Here is a 23376-nt window from a genome sequence, read left to right on the forward strand (position 1 = left end):
AGAACTAATCCCATGCTCGACCACGACAATGTCGTCCCCACGTCCACCGCGTCCGCCCGCATCGCGCACCTGCGCCGCGGCGGCACGAGCCTCGTCGTCGACCTCGAGGCCCAGCCGACGCCGGTCATCGTCCACTGGGGCGCAGACCTCGGCGATGCGACCGCCGAGACGCTCGAGTCCCTCGCCACCGCGGCCCGCCCGCAGCGCGTCTCCGGCGGCCTCGACGTCACCGCCCGCCTGGGCGTGCTGACCACCGCGGCATCCGGTTGGCTCGGCACCCCGACCTTCGAAGGCCACCGCGACGGCGCGTACGCCAGCCCGCTCTTCACCCTCCGGAACGCCTCCGTCACCGATGAGGCAATCGACCTCGCCCTCGTCGACGACCAGTCGGCGCTCACCGCCCGCATCCGCCTGTCGATCGGCGCGAGTGGCCTCGTCCGCAGTCGGATCACGGTCCGCAACATGGGCGACTCGACCTACACGGTGCAGACGCTGCAGCCCTCGCTGCCCCTGCCCTGGGAGGCGACCGAGATCCTCGACACCACCGGCCGCCACCTGCGTGAGCGCTCCGGCCAGCGCCGCGACCTGACCTTCGGCACGCACCTGCGCGAGAGCCGCCGCGGTCGCCCCGGAGCGGATGCCACGCTCCTCCTCGCCGCCGGCGTGCCGGGCTTCGGCCACGAGCGCGGTCAGGTGCACGGCGTGCACCTCGCGTGGAGCGGCAACCAGCGCACCTTCGCGGAGCGCGTGCCCACGGGCGAGTCGTTCCTCGGCGGCGGCGAGCTGTACCTGCCCGGCGAGATCCGCCTCGCTCCCGGTGAGGAGGTCGCCTCGCCCGAGCTGCTCGGCTCGTGGGGCGACGGCCTCGACGAGCTGGCATCCCGCTTCCATGAGGAGTGGCGCGCGCGTCCGCAGCACCCCTCGCGGCCCCGCCCGATCACGCTCAACACGTGGGAGGCGGTCTACTTCGACCACCGCCTGCCCAAGCTCGTCGCCCTCGCCGACGCCGCCGCCGAGATCGGCGTCGAGCGCTACGTGCTCGACGACGGCTGGTTCCGCCACCGTCGCGACGACCACGCCGGCCTCGGCGACTGGTACGTCGACGACACCGTCTGGCCCGACGGACTCCACCCCATCGCCGACCACGTCGTCGCCAAGGGCATGGAGTTCGGCCTCTGGTTCGAGCCCGAGATGGTCAACCCCGACAGCGACCTCGCCCGCTCGCACCCGGAGTGGATCCTCCGCGGCCGCGACGAGCTGCCGCCGTCCGCCCGCCAGCAGCAGGTGCTGAACCTCGCACACCCCGGTGCGTATGACTACATCCTCGGGGTCATCTCGGCGATCCTCGCCGAATACCCGATCTCGTACATCAAGTGGGATCACAACCGCGACCTCGTCGACGCTGCCGCCGGCCCCGGCGGTGCGGCGCAGGTGCATGCGCAGACCCGCGCCGTCTACCGGTTGCTCGACGAGCTGAAGGCGACCCACCCCGGCCTCGAGATCGAGAGCTGCGCCTCGGGCGGCGCCCGCGTCGACCTCGGCATCCTCGACCGCACCGACCGCATCTGGACGAGCGACTGCCTCGACCCCGTCGAGCGGCTCGAGAACCAGCGCAACACCGCGCTCGTCGTGCCGCCCGAGATGATGGGCATGCACCTCACCACCCCGCACGTGCACTCGACCAAGCGCACCGTCTCGCTCGCGATGAGCGGCGCAGTCGCCCTCTTCGGTCACTTCGGTATCGAGTGGGACGTCACGACCCTGTCCGACGAGGATGCCGCCACCGTCGGCGCCTGGGTCGCGCTCGCCAAGCGCGTGCGCCCCCTGGTCGCGACCGGCCGCCTCGTGAACGCGAACGTGGCCGACCCCGGCCTCGACGTCCGCGGCGTGGTCGCGGCGGACGCGGCATCCGCGTTCTTCACCATCGCGCAGACGCAGACGCTCATCTCGTCGCCGGCCGGCCGTGTGCGACTCCCGGGGCTCGACGCCGACCGCACGTACCGCGTCCGCCTCGTCACGCCGGGCGGCATCGTGCAGGACCCCGCGCAGTCGCCGCTCGAGTGGGCCCACCACGAGACCGTCCTCACCGGCCGGCAGCTCGCCGTCGCCGGCATCCGTCCCCCCGTCCAGCAGCCGCAGCAGGCGGTCGTCATCGAGATCACCGCTGCGTAACCACGCGGCATCCGCGCAAGGAGGCGCACGCACCATGAGATCCAGAACCACCCGCACCGCCGTCGCGGGCGCACTCCTGGTCGGGCTCACGCTCGGCATGGGTGCGTGCGCCGCCGGCGACACCCGGACGAAGCTCGACTTCTTCCAATTCAAAGGGGAGGCGCTCGAGGACTTCAACGAGATCATCGCCGCCTTCGAAGCCGAGAACCCCGACATCGACGTGGTGCAGAACCAGGTCGCCGACTCGGAGACCCTCATCCGGACCCTGCTCGTCAAGGACCGCACCCCCGACGTCATCACGCTGAACGCCAACGGCAACTTCGGCAAGCTCGCCGAGGCCGGCGTCTTCTACGACTTCAGCGACGAGCCGGTGCTCGACACCATCAACCCGGGCGTGCAGGAAATCCTCGCCGACCTCGGCACCGCGCCCGGCGAAGTGAACAGCCTCGGCTACGTCAACAACGCCAACGGCATCATCTACAACCGCGAGATCTTCGAAGCCGAAGGGCTCGAGGTCCCCGAGACGTGGGATGAGCTCATCGCGCTGTGCGAGACGCTGACGGAGCGGGGAATCACCCCGTTCTCGACGTCGCTCGCCGAGAACTGGACCGCCATGCCGTCGTGGAACGGCATCGGCGCGTACACCTCGCAGGACGGCTTCTTCGACGCGATGCGCGAAGAGGGCGACACCGTCGGCGCCGACTCGCCCGTGTCGTTCGAGAAGGACTTCCCCTCGGCGATGGAGATGCAGGCGCAGCTCTTCGAGTACTCGCAGGAGGGCTACCGCGGCGCCTCGTACGACGACAGCACGTCGCTGTTCGCGAACGGCGGTGCCGCCATGATGCTGCAGGGCATCTGGGCGCTCAGCCCGGTGAAGGCGGTCAACCCCGACATCGACGCGGCGATCTTCCCCTACCCGGTGCCCGAGAACCCGGCCGACCGCATGCTCGTCTCCGGTGTCGACGTGACCGTCACGATGGCGCGGAACACCCCGCACAAAGAAGAGGCACTCCGCTTCATCGAGTACCTCTTCCAGACCGACGTCATCGAGGAGTTCGCGGCATCCCAGAACATGGTGCCCTCGGTGACCGACGCCGAACTCAGCGACGACCCGGCACTCCAGTCGATCGCGCCGTACTTCGACGCCGGTCAGATCACCGGCTTCATCGACCACCAGGTGCCGGGCGCGATCCCGCTCGTCGGCACCGTGCAGCAGTTCCTCTACGACGGTGACACCGATCGGGCGCTGCGCACCCTCGACAACGAGTGGCGCAAGGTCGCCGCCCGCACCATCACGCCGGACCAGGAGGACTGAGATGGCCATCGTCACCACCTCTACGACGCGGACCCAGGCGGATGCCGCACCGACCCCGCGCAAGCGCTCCAAGCTCGCCCCGCGCGCCTACTACTGGTTCGTCTGGCCGGCCGTCCTCGCATTCGCCGCGTTCCACACCCTGCCCGTGCTCATCGGCGTGTTCTACAGCTTCACGAACTACGCCGGCTACGGGAACTGGGACTTCGTCGGGTTCGCCAACTACGCGAACATCTTCCGCGACGACCGCATCCTGCAGGCGTACGGGTTCTCGTTCCTGTTCGCAATCGTCGCGACGATCCTGACCAACGCGTTCTCGCTCGCGATCGCGCTCGGCCTCAACGCGAAGATCCGGGCCAGGAACTTCTGGCGCGGCGTCTACTTCGTGCCGTACATCCTCGCGGTGCTCGTCGTCGGCTACGTGTTCCAGTTCCTGTTCTCGAACTCGCTGCCCAAGATCCTCAGCGGCATCCCGCTGTTCGCGGACAACATCCTCACGAACCCCGACTGGGCGTGGACGGCCGTCGTGGTGCTCGCGGTCTGGCAGGCCTGCGCGTTCTCGATCATCATCTACCTCGCGGGGCTCCAGACGATCCCGGGCGACATCTACGAGGCGGCATCCATCGACGGCGCCGGCCCCGCGCGCCAGTTCCGTTCCATCACGTTCCCGCTCATCAGCGCCTTTTTCACGATCAACGTCGTGCTGAGCCTGAAGGGCTTCCTGCAGGTCTTCGACCCGATCATCGCCCTCACCAACGGCGGACCGGGCACGTCGACCGAATCGGTGACGATGCTCATCTTCCGCGGCGGCTTCTCGGGCGGCGAGTTCGCCTACCAGACCGCCAATGCGGTGCTCTTCTTCATCGTCATCACCATCGTCTCGCTCCTCCAATTCCGGGTCCTTCAGCGCAGAGAGGCCGACTTCTGATGTCCAGCTCCGTCACCACGCCCGTCGAGGCGGGCCCCGCGACCACGGCGGTCGTCATCCCCAAGCGCCGCTTCCGCGGCGGCGACCCGTCCGACACCCGTCGCACCAACTGGTGGGCCACCGCGCTCATCGCGGTGTGCTCGCTGACGATCGTCGTGCCGCTGTACCTCGCGGTCGCCGTCGCCCTGAAGACGCCCGCGCAGCTGGCATCCGGCACCGGATTCGAGCTGCCCTGGCCGATCAACTGGGAGAATTTCGCGGTCGCGTGGGAGCGCACGTCGTTCCCGCAGGCGCTCATGAACACCGCGCTGATCACGGTCGGCTCGGTCGTGTTCACGCTGCTGACGAGCTCGCTCGTCGCGTGGGCGCTGGCGCGCAACCTGCACCGACCGTTCTTCAAGGGCGTGTTCTACTACCTGCTCGCGGCGCTGTTCATCCCGTTCCCGATCATCATGCTGCCGCTCGTGAAGCAGACGTCGCTCCTCGGGTTCGACAACCCCGCCGGGATGATCCTGCTCTACACGGTGTACGGGCTGAGCCTGAACATCTTCATCTACACGGCGTTCATCCGCTCCATCCCGATCGAGCTCGAAGAGGCGGCGCGCATCGACGGCGCATCGACGTGGCGGGTGTTCCGGCAGGTCGTGTTCCCGCTGCTCATGCCGATGAACGCGACGGTCGGCATCCTCACCTGCGTGTGGGCGTGGAACGACTTCATCATGCCGCTCGTCGTGCTCACCGAGCCGTCCGACCGCACGCTGTCGCTCGCGCAGTACGTGTTCCAGGGGCAGTACAACACCGACTACACGGTCGCGTTCGCGTCGTACCTCATGGCGATGGCACCGCTGCTGCTCGTCTACATCTTCTCGCAGCGCTGGGTCATCTCCGGCGTGATGCGCGGGTCGATCAAGTAGGCGTTCTTCGGTCGGGGCGGGTGTCGCGGTTTGCGGCATCCGCCCCTTCTGCGTTCTCGGGTGCTCGTTCAGGTGGCAGTTCTCGTCGCTTCGAGGGCTGCGAAGCGGCACGAAGTGCCACCTGGAGCGGGAGGGCGGGCAGGGTCAGGCTGCCTGACTCGTTCAGGTGGCAGCTCTCGTCGCTTCGAGGGCTGGGAAGCGGCACGAAGTGCCACCTGGAGCGGACGGATGCCACGGTGCGGCGTGGCCTCTCGCTGCGAGCCGCCACGCGAGCGCGGGCTCAGGCTCCGGCGATCACCGCGACGACCGCCTCGCCGTAGGCCTCGCGCTTCTTGGCGCCGATGCCGGTGATGCCGTCGAGGTCGGCCACCGACGCGGGACGGTGCTCGGCGAGGGCGCGCAGGGTCGCGTCGCCGAAGACGATGTAGGCGGGCACGCCCTGTTCCCGGGCCTGCTCGGCGCGCCAGGCCCGCAGTGCCTCGAACAGGTCGCGGTCGCCCTTGGGCACGGCATCCGAACTCGACTGCCGCTTCGCGCGCGCAGAACCGCCGCCCGAGCGACCGAGCACATCGCGTCGCAACGGCACCGGCTCGTCGCCGCGCAGCACGGCGGCCCCGCTCTCGCCGACCGCGAGCACGCCGTACTCTCCCTGCGCGACGAGGATGCCGCGGGCGAGCAGCTGCCGCACGACCGAGCGCCAGTCCTGCTCGGAGAGGTCGTTGCCGAGGCCGTAGGTCGAGAGTTTGTCGTGCCCCTGCTGGCGGATGCGCTCGGTCGAGCCGCCGCGCAGGATGTCGATGAGGTGGCCCGCGCCGAACGCCTGGTTCCGCTCGCGCTGCAGCCGCACGATCGTCGAGAGGAGCTTCTGCGCCGCGACGAGACCGTCCCACGTGTCGGGCTTGGTGAGGCAGGTGTCGCAGTTGCCGCAGGCGTCGGATGCCTGGCCGAAGTAGTTCAGCAGGTTCTGGCGGCGGCACGCGACGGTCTCGCAGAGCGCGAGCATGGCGTCGAGGTGCTGCCCCATGCGCATCTTGTAGGTGCGGTCACCGGGCGACTGCTCGATGAGGCGCCGCTGCTGCACGACGTCGCCGAGGCCGTACGCCATCCACGCGACGGCCGGCTCGCCGTCGCGGCCGGCGCGACCGGTCTCTTGGTAGTAGCCCTCGACGGACTTCGGCAGGTCGATGTGCGCGACGAAGCGGACGTCGGGCTTGTCGATGCCCATGCCGAACGCGATGGTGGCGACCATGACGACGCCCTCCTCGCGGAGGAACCTCGACTGGTGCCGTGCGCGCATGCCGGCGTCGAGGCCCGCGTGGTACGGCAGCGCGTCGAGGCCCTGCGTGCGTAGGTACTCGGCGGTCTGCTCGACCGACTTTCGGCTCAGCGCGTAGACGATGCCCGCCGAGCCCTCGGGCTGGCTGCGCACGAACTGCACGAGCTGGCGCCGCACGTCGACCTTGGGTTCGATGCGGTACTGGATGTTCGGACGGTCGAAGCTCGCGACGAAGTGCCTGGCGTCGCCGAGGTGCAGCCGCTCGGTCAGCTCGGTGTGCGTCGCGCGGGTCGCGGTGGCGGTGAGCGCCATGCGCGGGACGCCCGGGAACCGCTCGCCGAGATCGCCGAGCGCGAGGTAGTCGGGTCGGAAGTCGTGGCCCCACTGCGACACGCAGTGTGCTTCGTCGATCGCGATGACGCTGAGCCGCGCGCGCTGCAGCAACGCGGTCGTCGCGGGCACCGAGAGTCGCTCAGGAGCGACGTAGATGAGGTCGAGCTCGCCGTCGAGGAGCGCCTGCTCGACGCCCGCACGCTCGGCGGGGCTCTGCGTCGAGTTCAGGTACGCGGCTCGGATGCCGTTCGCGATGAGCGCCTCGACCTGGTCGTGCATCAGCGCGATGAGCGGGCTGACGACGAGGCCGGTGCCGGGACGCACGAGCGCGGGCACCTGGTAGGTGATCGACTTGCCGCCGCCGGTGGGCATGAGGACGACGGCGTCGCCGCCGGCGATCACGTGCGAGACGATCTCGGCCTGGTCGCCCCGGAACGCGGGGTAGCCGAACACGTCGGCGAGGACCGCGACCGGATCGTCACCGACGTGGTCGCGTCGCTCGAGCTTCAGGACGGATGCCGGTGCCGCCTGCGGCCGCGGTGGTGCGGAGCGGGGTGCGCTTGCGCGGGGGTGGCCGCCGCGGGCGGGCGCCGCCGGCGCGGCATCCGGCTGGGAACGCGTCGCGCGAGCGACGGCCGCACCGTAGTCGTCGTACCGCGGGTCTGGCGGGGGCGGCGCGTCGAAATCGTCGGGCGGGACGAGGTCGTCGGGATCCCACGAGAGATCGGCGTAGGGGTCACCGTTCCAGCCGCCGTCACTCACCCGATCCACGATAGCCGCGGGCGCCGACACCCGCCGCGGTGGTCCCCACCTGGGCTCTCGCTCCCGCGGCAATCCGCGTTGACGCGCGCGAATCCTCGGCGTCCGTACGCGGAAAGGAAGAATCTCCGCGGGACGGACGAGGCCGTGAGCGGATGCCGCGGTCAGCGGACCATGCGCAGGTCGGTGATGGCGGGCGCGCCGGGGTCGAGCTGTTCCACGCCGTCGAAGGCGAAGCCGTTGCGCCGGTAGAACGCGATCGCGCGAGGGTTGCCGTCGGCGACCCAGAGGAGCGCAGGCCCGTCGCCGAGCACTGCGTCGAGCAGGGCTTGCCCGGCGCCGGTGCCGTGGGCGGATGCCGCGACGTAGATGAAGTACAGCTGCCGGTCCCGCGGCGGGTCGTCACCCTGCGGCGGCCCCGACATTGCGAGCCCGACGAGCACGCCGTCGAGCTCCGCGAGCCGCACCGTCAGGTCTTCGCGGTCGGTGCCGGCGAGCCGCCCCCACATCTCGTGGCGGCCCTGGACGAACGCCTCGTCGAAGTACCCCTCAGGCAGCAGGTGGGTGTACGTCTCGCGCCACGTCTGCACGTGCAGGTCGGCGAGCGCCGCGGCATCCGCCGGCGACGGGGGACGGATCGTCAGGACCATGCCCCGAGCCTCACACGTCGACGCGGCACGGCACCACTCAGCCGAGCGCTGAGGCGATGTCGGTGTGCGCGAAGTCGTCGCCGACGTAGAGCAGCGGCTCACCGCGCTCCTTCGCGAGCGCGTACGAGAAGCAGTCGCCGAAGTTGAGCTTTGCGGGGTGCCCTGATCCGCGGCCGTAGTCGCGATACGCCTGCCGCGCGATGGCCGCGTGCGCTGCCGTGAGCGGCACCACCTCGATGTCGAGGCCTGCGATGAGCGCATCGAATCGGGCGGATCGGACCGGGTCAGACGTGCCGTCGGCGACGATGGCGGCTTCGAAGAGTGTCGCTGCCGATATCCCGCGCCAGGCCGCCGATTCGGTTGCGACGTCGATCGCCTCAGCGCACGCTTCGTTCTGCAGCAGCGCGATCAGCGCCGACGTATCGACGATCACTTCGGCAGCCCCGTCGCCGGGTCGTAGAGCTCGTCGGCGACCGCCCAGAGGTCGACCCCGCGATACGCCTCCTGCGCGGCCGTGATCGCGTCGCGTCGACGGCGTGCGCGCGCAGCCAAATCGGCGTCGTCGGTCATCGCGGCGAGCTTCTCGCGCACCGCACGCTCCACCGCAGAGGTCTGGCTGACACCGAGCCTGGTTGCCAGCTCGCGCACCGCAGCGTGCACGTCCTCATTCTTGATGTTGAGCCCCATGGCAGCAATTCTACCCTCGGGCTCTACCGTTCTACCATCCGCGACTGACGCGGGTCAGCACCACTTCGCGGCGACCGTGCGGACCACGTTGGCGTTGCGGTTCGTCGCGACGCCGAGCAGGTTCGCGGCGGCGAGCGGATCGACCTGTCCGTCCTGATACCCCGGGCGCAGCAGGGCGTGCGCGGTGCGGCCGAGCACGACCATGCGGCCACGCTCGTCGGCGCGCGCCTCGACCTCGGCGACGCGGTCGGCGGTGAGCGGCTCCTTGAGGAGGTAGACGTAGTGCCGCGCGAGCCCCGGATGCTCCTCGTCGAGGCGTGCGGTATCGGCCGCGACCTGCACGAACTCGGCCGCCGAGAAGACGATGGTCGGTACCTCGAACCCGCGGTCGCGAACAAACGCGCGCTCGAGGGTCTCCTCGATCTTCGCGCGCGAGCGCATGCGCGTGCCGAAGCGGACGTTGCCGGTGTTCAGGTGCGTCTCGATCTCATCGAAGCCGACCTCGCCGACCACGCGATGGATGTCGGTCTTCGGGAACACGCGCTTGGGTCCCAGGTTGATCGCCCGGAGGAATGCGAGGTGCGCCGCCATCAGGCGGTCCGGGTGACGACGGGCATGCGGTGAAGGCTAGCCGAGCCGCACGACCTCCGACACCCTCACGACCGCGATGCCCTCGTCGACGGAGGCCGCGAGGTCGACCTCCGCCCGGATGCGCCAGTCGTGGTCGCCCACCGGGTCGTCGATGATCTGCTCGACCCGCCAGACACCGGCATCCGATTCATCGATGACGCACAGCGCGGGTGAGCGCGCGGGACCACCGGTGAGGATCTCGTCGTGGTCGTCGTAGTACGCGTCGAGCGCCGCGGGCCAGTCGACGCCGGGGTCGAGCGCGACGAGGGCGTCGTCGTCCTGCAGCGCCGCAAGCTGCACGCGGCGGAACAGCTCGTTCCGCACGAGCACCACGAAAGCGCGCCGGTTCGTGAGGATCGACGGCGGTGCCGGCGGAACGACCGGCGCGGTCGGGTCATCCGCGGGGTTGATGAGCGCCTGCCACTCGTCGACGAGGCTCGAGTCGACCTGGCGCACGAGCTCGCCGAGCCACTCGATGAGGTCGAGCAGGTCGTCGGTGCGGGCCTCGGCGGGAACCGTCTGCCGGATCGCGCGATACGCGTCGGACAGGTAGCGCAGCACGAGCCCCTCGCTGCGGCCGAGCTCGTAGAACGACACGAATTCGCCGAACGTCATCGCCCGCTCGAACATGTCGCGGACGACCGACTTCGGCGACAGCTCGAAGTCGCGCACCCACGGCTGACTCGACGCGAACGTCTCGTACGCCTGCGCCAGCAGCTCGTCGAGCGGCTTCGGCCACGTGACCTCTTCGAGCAGCGCCATCCGCTCGTCGTACTCGACACCGTCGCGCTTCATCGCCGCGACGGCCTCGCCGCGCGCCTTGTACTGCTGCTGGGCGAGGATCGCCCGCGGATCGTCGAGCGTCGACTCGATGACGCTCACGACGTCGAGCGCGTAGTGCGACGTGCCGGTCTCGGCGTCGTCGGGCGAGAGCAAGTCGATTGCGGCGAGCGCGAACGGCGACAGCGGCTGGTTCAACGCGAAGTTCGGCTGCAAGTCGACGGTGAGGTGGATGCCGGTGGCATCCGTCACCACGATCTCGGCGACCACCAGCGTGCGAAACAGCGCGATCGCACGCCGCGCGAGCTCGTACTGCCGGGCGCGGGGTTCGTGGTTGTCGAAGACGAGCGAGCGGACGTTCGCGAACACGTCGCCGCCGCGCCCGATGACGTTGATGAGCATCGCCGCGGTGAGCTGGAGCTGCGGCGAGAGCGGCTCGGGGTCGGCCTCGACGAGCCGCTCGAACGAGCCCTCGCCCCAGTTCACGACGCCCGTCGGCGCCTTCTTTCGGACGATCTTCTTGCGCTTCGCGGGATCGTCGCCGGCCTTGGCGAGGGCGACGGCGTTCTCGATCTCCCATTCCGGCGCCATCACGACGACGCTGCCGTGGGTGTCGAACCCGGCGCGACCGGCACGTCCGGCGATCTGGTGGAACTCGCGTGCTGACACCTGCCGCATCTTCGTGCCGTCGTACTTCGAAAGCGCGGTGAGTAGCACTGTGCGGATGGGCACGTTGATGCCGACGCCGAGCGTATCGGTGCCGCAGATGACACGGAGGAGACCCCGCTGCGCGAGCGTCTCGACGAGCCGGCGATAGCGGGGCAGCATCCCGGCGTGGTGCACCCCGATGCCGGCGCGCACCAGTCGTGACAGCGTCTTGCCGAAGCCGGTCGTGAAGCGGAACCCGCCGATCGCCTCGGCGATCGCATCGCGCTGCTCACGCGTCGTGACCTTCACGCTCGACAGCGCCTGCGCGCGCTCGAGGGCGGCGGCCTGTGAGAAGTGGACGATGTAGACCGGCGCCTCACCGTTCTCGAGCAGTCCCTCGAGCACCTCGTGGACAGGGCGGCGCGCGTACGAGAAGTCGAGCGGGACCGGGCGCTCGGCGCCCGCGACGAGCGCGACCGGCCGGCCGGTGCGGCGCTCGAGGTCGGCCGAGATCGCCGTCGTGTCGCCGAGCGTGGCCGACATCAAGAGGAACTGCGCCTTCGGCAGCATGAGCAGCGGCACCTGCCACGCCCACCCGCGGTCGGGGTCGCCGTAGTAGTGGAACTCGTCCATCACCACCTGGTCGACCTCAGCGTCGGGTCCGAGGCGGAGCGCCGTGTTCGCGAGGATCTCGGCGGTGCAGCAGATGATCGGCGCGTCGGGGTTCACCGACGAATCGCCGGTGATCATCCCCACGGCATCCGCGCCGAAGATCTCGACGAGCGCGAAGAACTTCTCGCTCACGAGCGCCTTGATCGGGGCCGTATAGTACGTGCGGCCGCCGCGGGCGACGGATGCCGCGTGCGCCGCGATCGCGACGAGCGACTTGCCCGTGCCGGTCGGGGTCGCGAGGATCACGTGCGAGCCCGAGACGAGCTCGATGACCGCCTCGTCCTGCGCCGGGTAGAGCTCGATGCCGCGGCCGGTCGCCCACTCGACGAAGCCGGCGTAGGCGGCATCCGGCGTCGCCCCATCGGGCACGAGTTCCCGGAGCGGCGCGGTCATCCCCCGAGTCTGCCCCATCGGGCGGGCGCGGCGGTGCTGTGGTGGCGTGCGCGCGCGCACAACGTCTCTATCCCGTGCGGGTCGCGGCTGGATGGGGCGATCCGCGGAGGAATCCGACCTGTTTGGAGTCGTTGTGCACGCGGCGGCGGAGGGCCGCCGGGAGCCTCAGCGCTCGGGGGTGTGGAGCCGGGCGAGGTAAGGGCCGGTGCGCAGCGGCGGGCCGGTGCGGTCGGCGATGGAGACGACGACGGTGACGGCGGTGGCGAGCGGGATCGTCCAGGCGGCGGGCTGCGCGAGCAGCGGCGCCGCGGCCCCGATGCCACCCACGGCCGTGTGCACCACCAGCGCCAGGCCGCACGCGACCGCGCCCGTGACCATGCCGGCGACCGCGCCGCGGGCGGTGAGCCGCCGCCACCACACCGCGAGCAGGAGCACCGGCGACAGGCTCGACGCCGCGAACACGAAGACGAGGCCGACGGATGCCACGAGCCCGGCCGGCACCGTCAGCAACGCCACCCCGAGCGGCACGACCGTGCAGACGACGGCCGAGACGCGGAAGGATCGCACGGACCCCGAGAACACGTCCTGGCTGATGACGCCGGCGAGCGACACCGTGAGCCCGGCAGAGGTCGCGAGGAACGCGGCGAACGCGCCCGCCACGACGAGGGCGGTGAGGAGCTCCCCCGCGAAGCCCGGGAACACCCGAGTCGGCAGCACAAGGGCAACGGTGTCGGCGATGCCGGGCTGTGCGAGGTCGGGCGCGATGACTCGCGCGAGCAGTCCGATCACGCTCGAGACGGCGTAGAAGACGCTGACCATGACGATGACCAGCACCGTGGTCCGCCGCGCCGAGCCGCCGGTCGGGCTCGTGTAGAACCGCACCAGCACGTGCGGCAGGCCCATCGTGCCGAGGAGGAGCGCGAGGAGCAGCGACCCCGAGGCATACGCGTCGATCGCCGACGGACCGGCATCCGCGGGGAAGACGACGATCGGGTCGATGTCGTGCGCCCCGCCGTTGACAGCGAACGCGATCAGCACCGCCGGGACGAGCAGCGCGGTGAGCTTCAGCCAGAACTGGAACGCCTGCACGTACGTGATCGCGCGCATGCCGCCGGCTGCGGCCGCCGCCGCGACGACGACCGCGATCAGCACGGCACCGACCCATGGCGGGATGCCGGCGACGACCTGCAGCGTGATGCCCGCGCCGTGCAGCTGCGGCACGATGTACAGCCAGCCGATGAGCAGACACGCGGCGCTCGTCACCCGTCGGGCGCTGCGGGACTCGAGCCGCGCCTCCATGAAGTCGGGAATCGTGTACGCGCCGCTCCGCCGCAGCGGCGCCGCGATGAACAGCAGCACGAGCAGGTATCCGGCGGCGTAGCCGATCGGGAACCAGAAGCCCTCCGACCCGCTGAGCAGCACGAGCCCCGAGAGCCCGAGGAAGGTGCCCGCCGAGAGGTACTCACCGCTGATCGCCGACGCGTTCCACACGGGTCTGACGGTGCGGGATGCCACGAAGAAGTCGCTCGTCGTCCGCGAGACGCGCAGCCCGTAGCCCCCGATGAGCGCGGTCGCCGCGATGACGAGCGCGACGGCGACGAGGTCGAGGACGGCGTTCACTCGGTCTCCCGCAGCGCCCGGTAGCGGCGCTCGTTGCGGGTCGCACCGCGGACGTACAGCACCGCGAACGCGGCGATCACGGGGTAGAACCCGAAGGCGTGGAGGAGCCACGAGAGCGGCACCCCGAGCACCGCGATCTCGTCGAGCTCGGGCACGAGTGTCATGACCGCGATGAGGGTGACCGTGACGGTGACGAAGCCGAGGATCGTGCCGAGTGCGAGCCGCAGCTGCGCGCGCTGGAGCCCGCGGGCGTAGACCGCGTCGTCGTCATCGACGGGCGTGCCCGGCAACGCGATGCCGCGCGTCGGCGCACCAGAGCGCCCCGGCCCGGCGGTGACGCGCACGCGCTCTGGTCGCGGTCCGCGCGGTGCCGGCTCGGCCTGATCGCGGTCGCGCGGCGTCTCCTCCTCGCTCACCCCGGCCCCCGCCTGGTCAGGGCCTCACGCACCGTCGGCAGCAGTCGTCGACTGACGGGCAGCGATGTCTCGCCCACCCAGACGGCAGGGTCGGCTCCCCCGAGTCGCACTTCGGTGACGGATGCCGCCTGCACGAGGAACGACCGATGGATCCTGACGAATCCGGCATCCGCCCACCGCTCCCCGAGTTCCGAGATGGGGATGCGGACGAGGCTCCCGGCCGCGTCGGCCGCGGTGTGCAGGCGCGTGTAGTCGCCCTCGGCGCGCACCCAGCGCACATCGCTGCGGTGCACGAACCGCACCGACGAACCGACCGTCACGGGCAGCACCTCGTCGGCGTCGGCAGGCCGCTCGAGCTCCACCACGCGGTCGACCGCCCGGCGCAGCCGCTCCACCCGCACGGGCTTCAGCAGGTAGTCCAACGCGCGGAGCTCGAACGCATCGACGGCGTGCGCGTCGTCGGCAGTCACGAAGACGACCGCCGGCGGGGACGCCAGCGCCCGCAGCGCGTTCGCGAGTTCGAGTCCCGAGAGCCCGGGCATGTGGATGTCGAGGAACGCGGCATCCACCGACCGCTCGGTCAGCAGCCGGAGCGCCTCGGCTCCCGACGACGCCGTCAGCACCTCGCCGACGCGGTCGTCGGCGCGCAGCAGGTGGGCGAGCTCGTCGAGCGCGGGGCGTTCGTCGTCGGCGACGAGCACGTCGATCATCGAGACTCCCCTTCGTCACGGTGCGGCCCAGAGTCACGGTGCGGCCCAGAGTCACGGTGCGGCCCAGAGTCACGGGGCGGCCCAGTGTCGTGGTGCGGTTGGGACTTCGGGATCCGCATCCGCACCAACGTACCGGCGCCCATGTTCGTCTCGACGACCAGCCCACCGTCGGGTCCGTACAGCTGGCGCAGCCGGGTGTCGACGTTCTGTAGCCCGACGTGCGCGCCGTCGGGCGCGCGCGTGAGGAGCGCGTGGAGCTCGGTCGGGTCCATGCCAGCGCCGTCGTCTTCAACCGTGATCTCGGTGTGGGTCGCGGCATCCGTCGACGCGATCATGATGACGCCGCCGCCCTCGCCCGGCTCGAGGCCGTGCCGCACCGCGTTCTCGACGAGCGGCTGCACCGACAGGAACGGGATGACGGTCGCGAGGGTCTCGGGCGAGATGCGGAGCGTCACCGTGAGGCGCTCGCCGAAGCGCGCGCGTTCGAGTTCGAGGTACGAGTGGATGCTGCGGAGCTCTTCGGCGAGCGTCGTGAACTCCCCCTGGCGGCGGAACGAGTACCGGGTGAAGTCGGCGAACTCGAGCACCAGCTCACGCGCGCGGGGCGGGTCGGTCGAGATGAACGACGCGATCGCGGTCAGCGCGTTGTAGATGAAGTGCGGCGAGATCTGCGCCCGCAGCGACCGCAGCTCGGCCTCGGCGAGCGCCGCCCGCGACGCGTCGAGCTCGCCGAACGCGGCCTGCGCGGCGCACCAGTCGGCGAGCTCTCCCGTCGCCCGCACGAGCGCCGCGCGCACCGGCGCCGCGAAGGCCACCAGCACCGCCGCGATCTCGTCGTCCACGCGGATCGGGGCGCCCACCGCCTCGAGCTCATCGCCACCCTCGGCCCGCGGGAACATCCGCCGCCTGCCGGTCTCGCGCACCTGCGCGGCGATGCGGCGGGCTGCGGCATCCAATCCGTCCGTCTGCCCGTCGCGGGCGACCACGTCATCGCCGACGACCAGCACCACCGCGGTGCTGCCGAGCACGGCCCGCAGGTGCTTCGCGCTGCGCGCGACGTCGCCACCGGCGAGGCCACCGCGCAGATGCGGCGCCGCAAGGCTCGCCTGGTGCAGCGCGCGGTACGTCGCCTCCTCGGCCTCGCTGCCGAGCCCCGACGCGCCGCGCGCGAAGCGCCGCGCGAGCAGCAGCAGCGCCGACAGCACGACGCCGCCGACCACGCCGAGCAGGGCGGCGAGGACGACGGCATCGGTCATGCGACGAGCCTAGGGCGAGCGCTCAGCCTGACACCCGGGTCAGCAGCAGCGGGCGCCCGGATTGCGATCCTGGTCATCCATCTTCTGGCGCCAGAACTGCCGCTCCGTCATGGGCTCCTCGCCCGGGTGCGTGCGCCGGTGGTGCGCGACGTACGTGCCGTAGGCACTGTCGCCCATGAGCGCCGTCATGTACCAGCGGATGCCGCGCCCCGCACGGACCAAGAGCCCCCACGCCCGCGTGCACAACGTCGCCATCCCGAGGCGCGAGGCCCCGGACCCGGCCTGTTCGGGCAGGATCCGCTGCGGATCGGAGACGTTGTGCACGGCGGTCATGGTTCAGTCGCTTCCGTCAGTGCCGATTCGCGGCGCGGTCGTCGGCCAGGATGGGCTCCCACTCCTTCTCGAGCGCGCGCTCGGACGGCGTGGCGAGGAAGCCGGCCGGGGCGAAGCGGCGCGACGGCACCGCTTCGTCCTCGTGGTTCTCGCCGCCACCCGCGCGGATCGAACGGATCGTGAGGATCACCGACGCGGCGATCACGATGATCGCGAGCGTCACGAACACGATTGACAGGGTGCCCTGCACGAACGTGTTGCGGATGACCGCGCCCATGACCTCGGGGGTCCCGAGCGTGGTGTCGCCGGCGGCGAGCGCGTCGCGGTAGCGGAAGTGGTTCGACCAGTATCCGATCGCCGGGTTCGGCGAGAAGATCTTGTACGCGGATGCCGTGATGGTGACGACCGCGGCGAACGCGAGCGGCGCCGCGACGATCCAGATCCACTTCACGAAGCTCGGCCCGCGCTTGGCGATGATCGCCATGACCACGGCGAGCGCGATCGCTGCGAGCAGCTGGTTGGCGATGCCGAAGAGCGGGAAGAACGTGTTGATGCCGCCGAGCGGGTCGGTCACACCGAGGATGAGGATCGCTCCCCAGCCGGCGACCATGATCGCCGTGGTGATCCAGACGCCCGGACGCCACGAGACGTCGCGGAACTTCGGCACCCAGGCGCCGATCGAGTCCTGCAGCATGAAGCGGGCGACACGGGTGCCGGCATCCACTGCGGTGAGGATGAACAGCGCCTCGAACATGATCGCGAAGTGGTACCAGAACGCCATCATCGCGGGGCCGCCGAGGGCCTGCTGCATGATGTGGGCGAGACCGAGCGCGAGCGTCGGGGCACCACCGGTGCGCGAGACGATCGACTCCTCACCGACGAGTTCGGCAGTCTGCGTCAGCATGTCGGGGGTCAGGTTGACACCCGTGATGCCGAGCGAGTTCACGAAGGCGACTGCCCCCTCGACGGTGCCCTGCGTGGCGGCAGCCGACGCGTTCATCGCGTAGTAGATGCCCTGGTCGATCGAGATCGCGGCGACGAGCGCCATGATCGCGACGAACGACTCCATGATCATGCCGCCGTAGCCGATGAAGCGCGTCTGGCGCTCCTTCTCGACGAGCTTCGGCGTCGTGCCCGACGAGATCAGCGCATGGAATCCCGAGAGGGCACCGCACGCGATCGTGACGAACAGGAATGGGAAGAGCGGACCCGCGAACACCGGCCCGGTGCCGTTCAGCGCGAAGTCCGTGACGGCGGGCACCGTGATCTCGGGACGCACGAGCACGATCGCACCGGCGAGCATGACGATGACGCCGATCTTCATGAAGGTCGACAGGTAATCGCGCGGGGCGAGCAGCAGCCAAACCGGGAGGATCGCCGCGATGAAGCCGTAGATGATGATGCCCCACGCGATGACGGTGCGGTCGAGGTGCAGGTACTCCTGGCCCCACGCGGTCTCGGCGACCCAGCCGCCGGCGACGATCGCGCCGATGAGGAGCACGAAGCCGATGATCGAGACCTCGGTCACCTTGCCCGGACGCAGGTAGCGGAGGTACAGACCCATGAAGAGCGCGATCGGGATGGTCATCGAGACCGAGAAGATGCCCCACGGGCTCTCACCGAGCGCGTTGACGACGACGAGCGCGAGGATCGCGACGATGATCAGCATGATCAGCAGCGACGCGATGATCGCAGCGGTGCCGCCGATTTTGCCGAGCTCCTGGCGCGCCATCTGGCCGATCGTCCGGCCGCCGCGGCGCATCGAGAAGAAGAGGACCGTGTAGTCCTGGACGGCGCCGGCGAGCACGACGCCGACGATGATCCAGATCGTGCCGGGGAGGAAGCCCATCTGCGCGGCGAGCACGGGACCAACGAGCGGGCCGGCGCCGGCGATGGCGGCGAAGTGGTGGCCGTACAGCACTCGGCGGTCGGTGGGGACGTAGTCCTTGCCGTCCGACTTGACCTCGGCAGGGGTCGCGCGCCGGTCATCGGGCCGAAGCAGGTGCTTCTCGATGACCTTCGAGTAGAAGCGGTAGGCGATGAGGTAGGTCGCGACGGCCGCGAACACGAACCAGATCGCGTTGACGGTCTCGCCGCGGACGATGGCGAGCATCGTCCAGCCGAGGCCGCCGAGCAGGCCGATGCCGGCCCAGATCGCGATCTTCAGCGGGGTCCAGCGGCGGTCCTTGGTGTGCTGTTCCTCGGTGAGTGCTGTGGGCGGAAGCGAGGGATCCGACTCGAGCGTGGTCCCTTTGCCACGGCGCGACGGTGCAGACATGGTGACTCCTTCGGGGCGCGTCTTTGCGTGCGCCCCAGAGTAAGAAGACGGATGCCGCCCACGTCGGCGGCCCACGCCACTCGTGCGCCGAACGGTGCCGGCGCTGCGACAAGCGGCATCCGCCGGTGGCGCGAGGGCGCGCGCGGCGCTTAGGTTTGGAACCACGCCGCGAGAGGGGACCACCGTGACCGAACCGAGCATCCACGTCGCCCGGAACGAGGCGCGCGGCCGGTACGAGATCTTCGTCGACGACACCGTCGCCGGGTTCACGCTGATCCGCACCGACGAGGCCGGCCGGACCGTCCTCCCTCACACCGAGGTCGACCCGGCGTTCGGCGGCCGGGGGCTCGGCGGCATCCTCGTGCGCGATGCGCTCGCCGACCTCGCGGCGCGCGAGCAGACGGTCGTGCCGGTGTGCCCTTTCGTCGTGAAGTACCTGCGCGGCACCGACGTGCCGGGCCTCGACGTCTCGTGGCGGCCGACCGCTGACGACGCGGCAGCTGACGCCGTCGACGCCGACGAGGCCTGAGCGCATGACCCGCCTCGACCTCGACCCGACCGAGCAGATCGAGACCCCGCCCGCCTGCGACGGCCCGCGCTCGCTCCTGCTCGAAGCGCGCGAGGTGCCCCTGGGCGGTGTTCGCGGCATGACCGTGCACCGCGCGCTGCCGCAGCGCGAGCTGCCGATGGTCGGCGCCTGGTGCTTCCTCGACCGGTTCGGTCCGCAGGTGACCACGATGCGCGTCGAGCCCCACCCGCACATCGGCCTGCAGACGGTGACGTGGCCGTTCGTCGGCGAGACGCGCCACCGCGACGCGCTCGGCTCCGACGTCGTCATCAAGCGCGGACAGCTCAACATCATGACGAGCGGCGCGGGCATCTCGCACTCGGAGTACTCCGTCGGTGACGGCCCGGTCGCAACCGATGCCCTGCAGCTCTGGGTGGCGCTTCCCGAGTCGCGGCGCCACGGCGAACCCGACTTCGAGCGGCATGTCGACCTGCCGGTGGTCGACCTCGGCGGCGGGGCTGCCGCGGTCGTCGTGGTCGGCGAGCTCGCCGGCATCCGCTCGCCCGCCCGCATGTACACGCCGATCGTCGGCGCGGAGGTGTTCCTGCCTGCGGGTGTCGGCGTGACTGTCCCGCTCGAACCGACGTGGGAGTACGCGGTCGTGGGTGTCGACGGTGAGGCACACGTCAGCGCGACCGTCGTCGCCGAGAACGCACTGCTGTACCTCGGCATCGGTCGCGATGCCGTCGAACTCGAGTCGCCGACGGATGCCACGGTGTTCGTCCTCGGCGGCGAACCGTTCGAGGCCGACATCGTGATGTGGTGGAACTTCGTCGGGCGCGAGCACGACGAGATCGTCGCGGCCCGCGAGGCGTGGGAGGCCGGCGCCGAGCGGTTCGGGCACGTCGTCGGTCACGGAGACGAGCGGATCCCCGCCCCGCCGATGCCGACCGTGCGCCTCACCCGACGTCGACGCGATCGGCGTCCGTAGGCGCGGATTCGGCGCCGCGATCGGCGTCCGGGGGCGCGGAGACCGACGGGACGGATGCCGCGGCGAACAGCCTTCGCGGATGTCCCGAGCTGCCGGTGACCTGCGCCGACCGCGCGCGGGCTGCCATCGGCGCGACGCCGGCGGGCACAACGGGCTCGGGCACGAGCGCCTCGCGGACGATCCGCCGCGGGTCATACTGCCGCGGATCGAGCGAGCGCCAGTCGTCGGCGGTGAGCCCGACCTCGGTCTCGGCGCGGACGCGCGCGGCATCCACGAGGCCCCGGAGGCCTCGGATGAGATCGGCGAGCCGCTGCGCGAGGGCGGGGAGGCGGCTCGGCCCGATGATCATCGCCGCAAGGAGGGCGACGAGCACCAGCTTCTCGAAGCTCAGGCCGAACATCAGGCGACCGCCGTCCGCCGGTCGTGGATCCACGCGATCGCGATGGCCGCACCGAACAGCGCGCTCATCGGGATCGCGACGAGGAACATCGACAGCGCGTCGGCGGCGGGCGTGACGAGCGCACTGAACACGACGATCGCGACGACGATGTAGCGCCAGCCGCGGATGAGGGTCGCGGCCGGCAGCATCCCGAGCAGATTCAGCATGACGAGCACGACCGGCAGCACGAAGGCCACGCCGGTGGCGAGGACGATCTTCATCACGAAGTCCAAGTAGGTGGCCGCCTGCAGGATCGTGCTGTCCTCGGCGGCGGCGAAGCCGGTCAGCAGCTCCACCATGTGCGGGAACAGGAAGAACCCGGTCGCACACCCGGCGATGAACAGCGGCAGCGCAGCCGCGAAGAAGCCGAGCGTGTACCGCCGCTCGCGGCGGGTGAGACCCGGTGTGAGGAACGCGAGCAGCTCGTAGATCCACACCGGGCTCGACAGCGCGACGCCCGCGAACAGCGCGATCTTCATGCGCAGGTCGAACGCGCCGGTCACGCTGTCGTAGTTGAGGCTCGCGTCGCGGGTCTGCGCCACCGCTTCGATCGGCGCGCGGAGGACGTCGAGGATCGGGTCGGCGAACACGAAGCCGAGGACGGCGGCGACCGCCAGCGCCAGACCGGCACGGATGCCGCGTGTGCGGGCCTCGCGCAGGTGCGCGGCCCACGGCATGCGCGGCATCCGGTCGGTCTCGGACGGCGCGGCGATCGCGGTCGTCACGGTGATGCGGGGGTCGGGGCGGGTGCGGCGACCTGCGCGGCGGGCGGGACGGATGCCGCGACCGGCACGGCGGTCGTCGTCGGCGCGGGCTCGTCGGTGGCGTCGGCGCTCTCTTGCTTGAGGATGCGGACGGACTGGCCGAGGCTCCGCGCGAGCGCGGGGAGCTTCGCGGCGCCGAAGACGAGGAGGACGATGGCGAGCACGAGCAGTGCGTGCCAGCCGGTGAGGTTCTGCAACATGATGGGGTTCTTTCGGGATCAGGGGCGGCCGCCGGGCGCGGACCCGCCGGAGGGTTCGGTGGTGGTGTCGACGCGCACGACGAGCGATGCGACGTACCCGGTGTCGAGGTCGCCCGACACGGTGGCCATCTGCAACTCGCCGCCGTCTTCACCGAAGACGTTGTCGCTGTCGAGGGTGATCTGCGAGAGGTTCTGCGACGACCCGTCGTACGCCGAGAGGGCGTAGACGCCGCCGAGGATGTCCTCGGGGAGCGCCAACTGCGAGGTGGCGATGGCGTTCGCCGAGTCGGTGATCGAGTCGACGTCGGGGTAGACCTCGAAGTGGATGTGCGGCCAGCGGCCCGTGTAGCAGCCGGGGATGATCGAGGTGAAGGTGACCTGCCCGTTCGCGTCGGCCACCTGCACGCCGCGGAGCCAGGTGTTGTCCTCGACGCCGGAGGAGTACATCGAGTACCGGCCGGCCGCGTCGCAGTGCCATGCGTAGACGGCGACGTTCTCGAACGGTACGTCGCCGTTCGCCATGTCGGTCACGGTCAGTGTGAAGGTGAGCGCGACGCCGTCGACGGCGGTGGTCCCACCGATGTCGGTGCGGATGTCGGCGCGGACGATGCCGCTCTCTTCGAGCACGTCGGGACCGTTCGAGCCGTCGCCCGGGTAGGGCCCGGCGGTCTCGTCCGGGATCTCGGCGGAGGGGAGCGTCACGGCTGAGGCCGTCGGTGTGGGTGTGGCGGTGGCGCTCGGGGTCGTCGACGGCGTGGTCGTCGCGGTCGCCGTCGGCGTCGCGCTCGAGGTCGGTGCGCACGCGGCGAGGACCATGGTTCCGGCGCCGACGCCGACGAGGCCGAGGACCCCGCGGCGACTCACGAGCGTGCGCAGGTCGAAGCCGGCGCCCTGGTCGACGACCTCGTCGTCGGGTCGGGCGAGCAGCCGGCCTTCGTAGGCCGGGCCGTCGGGGGTCTGTGTGGGTTCGGGGATGCGGCTCATGTCGTCGTCTCCTGCGTCGTGGTTCGGTGGCTGATCCTCAGCGTGACCGACGGCATGATCCGGATCCTCTGCGGCATCCATGCGTTTCCTATGACGGATGCCGACCCTTTTGCACGGCCCGCCCCGATCCCGGCGTTCCGCGCGCCGATACGCTGGAAACGTGGCCCGGACCCTCTCGACGCGTGTGCTCCTCGTCTGCGCCGCGATCGGTGTCGCGACGGGAATCCTCGGCGGGATCGCCGGCCTGCTGACGCCCGTCGTCCTCGTCGCCGCGCCGTTCGCCTACGGGCTCGTCCTCGGCTCGCACGTCCTGCCCGGGATCATCGCGCAGCAGGTCTTCCGGCTGCCGCTGGTCGCGCTCACGACCCACCTGCTCGCCGCTCTCGTCGCCACCGCCGCCAACCCGGCCTGGATCGGTCGCTTCATCGGGACCGCCCTCCTGTTCGGCGCGATCCAGGAGGGCATCGCCGCGCTGACCCGGTACCGCGCGTGGGGCGCGTGGCGGTTCCTGCTCTCCGGCGCGATCGTGGGCGTCGTGGTCGCCGTCGTCGTCTTCTTCGTCGCCGACCTGGCGACGCTGCCCCCGTGGGCGCAGATCACCTATCTCGCCATCTCGGTGCTCGGCCCCGTCGCCTGGACGGCGGCAGGGCTCGCCGTCGGCGAGCAGCTGCGCCGCGCTGGCGTCGCCCGTCGGGTCTGACCCACGGTTGGCCCTCAAGTTAG

Annotated in this window: 23 protein-coding genes; 7 read left to right on the top strand and 16 right to left on the bottom strand. The window is 70.6% G+C overall.

What is annotated here, in order from left to right:
• Nucleotides 1-12 precede the first annotated feature (12 nt).
• From QNI14_RS05450 to QNI14_RS05465, 4 genes are read left to right on the top strand one after another with little or no spacing between them, the layout of a single operon-like run.
• Nucleotides 13-2172 (top strand): alpha-galactosidase, encoded by a 2160-nt coding sequence (locus tag QNI14_RS05450; RefSeq protein WP_283715390.1) that lies wholly within the window; start codon nt 13-15, stop codon nt 2170-2172.
• A gap of 34 nt (nt 2173-2206) precedes the next feature.
• Nucleotides 2207-3487 (top strand): ABC transporter substrate-binding protein, encoded by a 1281-nt coding sequence (locus tag QNI14_RS05455; protein WP_283715391.1) that lies wholly within the window; start codon nt 2207-2209, stop codon nt 3485-3487.
• Between the two features lies 1 nt (nt 3488).
• Nucleotides 3489-4412, top strand: coding sequence for a carbohydrate ABC transporter permease (locus QNI14_RS05460; RefSeq protein WP_283715392.1), 924 nt, complete (start codon nt 3489-3491; stop codon nt 4410-4412).
• Entirely contained in the window at nt 4412-5326 is a 915-nt protein-coding gene (locus QNI14_RS05465; RefSeq protein WP_283715393.1) for a carbohydrate ABC transporter permease, read from the top strand. Before QNI14_RS05460 ends, QNI14_RS05465 begins: the two co-directional genes overlap by 1 nt.
• A 280-nt stretch (nt 5327-5606) precedes the next feature.
• Here the strand turns inward: QNI14_RS05465 and recQ are convergent, their stop codons facing one another.
• From recQ to QNI14_RS05525, 12 genes are all read right to left on the bottom strand, one after another.
• Nucleotides 5607-7697 (bottom strand): DNA helicase RecQ, encoded by a 2091-nt coding sequence (gene recQ / locus QNI14_RS05470; RefSeq protein WP_283715395.1) that lies wholly within the window; start codon nt 7695-7697, stop codon nt 5607-5609.
• A gap of 161 nt (nt 7698-7858) precedes the next feature.
• On the bottom strand, nt 7859-8344 hold the full coding sequence (locus QNI14_RS05475; protein WP_283715396.1) for a GNAT family N-acetyltransferase: 486 nt from the start codon (nt 8342-8344) through the stop codon (nt 7859-7861).
• A gap of 37 nt (nt 8345-8381) precedes the next feature.
• The gene (locus QNI14_RS05480; protein ID WP_283715397.1) at nt 8382-8777 is read right to left on the bottom strand and encodes a type II toxin-antitoxin system VapC family toxin; all 396 of its coding nucleotides are present in this window, start codon (nt 8775-8777) and stop codon (nt 8382-8384) included.
• On the bottom strand, nt 8774-9031 hold the full coding sequence (locus tag QNI14_RS05485; protein WP_283715399.1) for a type II toxin-antitoxin system VapB family antitoxin: 258 nt from the start codon (nt 9029-9031) through the stop codon (nt 8774-8776). The genes QNI14_RS05480 and QNI14_RS05485 overlap by 4 nt, the downstream gene beginning before the upstream one ends.
• Before the next feature lie 54 nt (nt 9032-9085).
• Complete coding sequence (locus tag QNI14_RS05490) at nt 9086-9622, bottom strand: DUF1697 domain-containing protein (RefSeq protein WP_283715401.1); 537 nt, start codon at nt 9620-9622, stop codon at nt 9086-9088.
• Between the two features lie 36 nt (nt 9623-9658).
• The gene (locus QNI14_RS05495; protein WP_283715403.1) at nt 9659-12154 is read right to left on the bottom strand and encodes a DEAD/DEAH box helicase; all 2496 of its coding nucleotides are present in this window, start codon (nt 12152-12154) and stop codon (nt 9659-9661) included.
• Nucleotides 12155-12319: 165 nt separating this feature from the next.
• Nucleotides 12320-13774, bottom strand: a complete 1455-nt coding sequence (locus QNI14_RS05500) for a sodium/solute symporter (RefSeq protein WP_283715404.1) — start codon at nt 13772-13774, stop codon at nt 12320-12322.
• The gene (locus QNI14_RS05505) at nt 13771-14190 is read right to left on the bottom strand and encodes a heavy metal transporter (RefSeq protein WP_283715406.1); all 420 of its coding nucleotides are present in this window, start codon (nt 14188-14190) and stop codon (nt 13771-13773) included. Before QNI14_RS05505 ends, QNI14_RS05500 begins: the two co-directional genes overlap by 4 nt.
• Entirely contained in the window at nt 14187-14900 is a 714-nt protein-coding gene (locus QNI14_RS05510) for a LytR/AlgR family response regulator transcription factor (protein ID WP_283715407.1), read from the bottom strand. The genes QNI14_RS05505 and QNI14_RS05510 overlap by 4 nt, the downstream gene beginning before the upstream one ends.
• Nucleotides 14897-16156: a sensor histidine kinase gene (locus tag QNI14_RS05515; RefSeq protein ID WP_283715408.1), complete on the bottom strand. Its 1260-nt coding sequence runs from the start codon at nt 16154-16156 to the stop codon at nt 14897-14899. The genes QNI14_RS05510 and QNI14_RS05515 overlap by 4 nt, the downstream gene beginning before the upstream one ends.
• Before the next feature lie 39 nt (nt 16157-16195).
• A complete protein-coding gene (locus QNI14_RS05520; protein WP_430539242.1) occupies nt 16196-16489 on the bottom strand; it encodes a YbdD/YjiX family protein in 294 nt (97 codons plus the stop codon).
• A gap of 16 nt (nt 16490-16505) precedes the next feature.
• Nucleotides 16506-18767 carry a carbon starvation CstA family protein gene (locus QNI14_RS05525; protein WP_283715409.1) on the bottom strand — a complete coding sequence of 754 codons (2262 nt, stop codon included), beginning with the start codon at nt 18765-18767 and terminating at the stop codon, nt 16506-16508.
• A 184-nt stretch (nt 18768-18951) separates the two neighbouring features.
• On the opposite strand from QNI14_RS05525, the gene QNI14_RS05530 reads away from it, so the two are divergent.
• Nucleotides 18952-19296 (top strand): GNAT family N-acetyltransferase, encoded by a 345-nt coding sequence (locus QNI14_RS05530; RefSeq protein WP_283715410.1) that lies wholly within the window; start codon nt 18952-18954, stop codon nt 19294-19296.
• A gap of 4 nt (nt 19297-19300) precedes the next feature.
• A complete protein-coding gene (locus QNI14_RS05535; RefSeq protein WP_283715411.1) occupies nt 19301-20266 on the top strand; it encodes a pirin family protein in 966 nt (321 codons plus the stop codon).
• On the opposite strand, the gene QNI14_RS05540 is transcribed toward QNI14_RS05535, so the two are convergent.
• From QNI14_RS05540 to QNI14_RS05555, 4 genes are read right to left on the bottom strand one after another with little or no spacing between them, the layout of a single operon-like run.
• A complete protein-coding gene (locus tag QNI14_RS05540) occupies nt 20235-20666 on the bottom strand; it encodes a twin-arginine translocase TatA/TatE family subunit (protein WP_283715412.1) in 432 nt (143 codons plus the stop codon). The two genes, QNI14_RS05535 and QNI14_RS05540, sit on opposite strands and share 32 nt — an antisense overlap.
• Nucleotides 20666-21430 carry a twin-arginine translocase subunit TatC gene (gene tatC, locus QNI14_RS05545; RefSeq protein ID WP_347177827.1) on the bottom strand — a complete coding sequence of 255 codons (765 nt, stop codon included), beginning with the start codon at nt 21428-21430 and terminating at the stop codon, nt 20666-20668. The genes QNI14_RS05540 and tatC overlap by 1 nt, the downstream gene beginning before the upstream one ends.
• Nucleotides 21427-21669 (bottom strand): Sec-independent protein translocase subunit TatA/TatB, encoded by a 243-nt coding sequence (locus QNI14_RS05550; protein ID WP_283715414.1) that lies wholly within the window; start codon nt 21667-21669, stop codon nt 21427-21429. Before QNI14_RS05550 ends, tatC begins: the two co-directional genes overlap by 4 nt.
• Nucleotides 21670-21687: 18 nt before the next feature.
• Nucleotides 21688-22653 carry an intradiol ring-cleavage dioxygenase gene (locus QNI14_RS05555; protein ID WP_283715415.1) on the bottom strand — a complete coding sequence of 322 codons (966 nt, stop codon included), beginning with the start codon at nt 22651-22653 and terminating at the stop codon, nt 21688-21690.
• Nucleotides 22654-22813: 160 nt separating this feature from the next.
• Between QNI14_RS05555 and QNI14_RS05560 the strand changes: the two genes are divergently transcribed.
• Nucleotides 22814-23353, top strand: a complete 540-nt coding sequence (locus QNI14_RS05560; RefSeq protein ID WP_283715416.1) for an ECF transporter S component — start codon at nt 22814-22816, stop codon at nt 23351-23353.
• Nucleotides 23354-23376: the final 23 nt, after the last annotated feature.

This window comes from Microbacterium dauci (assembly GCF_030065535.1).
Classification (GTDB): Bacteria; Actinomycetota; Actinomycetes; order Actinomycetales; family Microbacteriaceae; genus Microbacterium; species Microbacterium dauci.

What these genes read in the sequence shown, in the direction of transcription:
- QNI14_RS05450 (WP_283715390.1), top strand. Translation starts at nt 13, where the DNA reads ATGCTCGACCACGACAATGTCGTCCCCACGTCCACCGCGTCCGCCCGC.
- QNI14_RS05455 (WP_283715391.1), top strand. Translation starts at nt 2,207, where the DNA reads ATGAGATCCAGAACCACCCGCACCGCCGTCGCGGGCGCACTCCTGGTC.
- QNI14_RS05460 (WP_283715392.1), top strand. Translation starts at nt 3,489, where the DNA reads ATGGCCATCGTCACCACCTCTACGACGCGGACCCAGGCGGATGCCGCA.
- QNI14_RS05465 (WP_283715393.1), top strand. Translation starts at nt 4,412, where the DNA reads ATGTCCAGCTCCGTCACCACGCCCGTCGAGGCGGGCCCCGCGACCACG.
- QNI14_RS05475 (WP_283715396.1), bottom strand. Translation starts at nt 8,344, where the DNA reads ATGGTCCTGACGATCCGTCCCCCGTCGCCGGCGGATGCCGCGGCGCTC.
- QNI14_RS05485 (WP_283715399.1), bottom strand. Translation starts at nt 9,031, where the DNA reads ATGGGGCTCAACATCAAGAATGAGGACGTGCACGCTGCGGTGCGCGAG.
- QNI14_RS05490 (WP_283715401.1), bottom strand. Translation starts at nt 9,622, where the DNA reads ATGGCGGCGCACCTCGCATTCCTCCGGGCGATCAACCTGGGACCCAAG.
- QNI14_RS05495 (WP_283715403.1), bottom strand. Translation starts at nt 12,154, where the DNA reads ATGACCGCGCCGCTCCGGGAACTCGTGCCCGATGGGGCGACGCCGGAT.
- QNI14_RS05510 (WP_283715407.1), bottom strand. Translation starts at nt 14,900, where the DNA reads ATGATCGACGTGCTCGTCGCCGACGACGAACGCCCCGCGCTCGACGAG.
- QNI14_RS05515 (WP_283715408.1), bottom strand. Translation starts at nt 16,156, where the DNA reads ATGACCGATGCCGTCGTCCTCGCCGCCCTGCTCGGCGTGGTCGGCGGC.
- QNI14_RS05520 (WP_430539242.1), bottom strand. Translation starts at nt 16,489, where the DNA reads ATGACCGCCGTGCACAACGTCTCCGATCCGCAGCGGATCCTGCCCGAA.
- QNI14_RS05525 (WP_283715409.1), bottom strand. Translation starts at nt 18,767, where the DNA reads ATGTCTGCACCGTCGCGCCGTGGCAAAGGGACCACGCTCGAGTCGGAT.
- QNI14_RS05535 (WP_283715411.1), top strand. Translation starts at nt 19,301, where the DNA reads ATGACCCGCCTCGACCTCGACCCGACCGAGCAGATCGAGACCCCGCCC.
- QNI14_RS05540 (WP_283715412.1), bottom strand. Translation starts at nt 20,666, where the DNA reads ATGTTCGGCCTGAGCTTCGAGAAGCTGGTGCTCGTCGCCCTCCTTGCG.
- QNI14_RS05550 (WP_283715414.1), bottom strand. Translation starts at nt 21,669, where the DNA reads ATGTTGCAGAACCTCACCGGCTGGCACGCACTGCTCGTGCTCGCCATC.
- QNI14_RS05555 (WP_283715415.1), bottom strand. Translation starts at nt 22,653, where the DNA reads ATGAGCCGCATCCCCGAACCCACACAGACCCCCGACGGCCCGGCCTAC.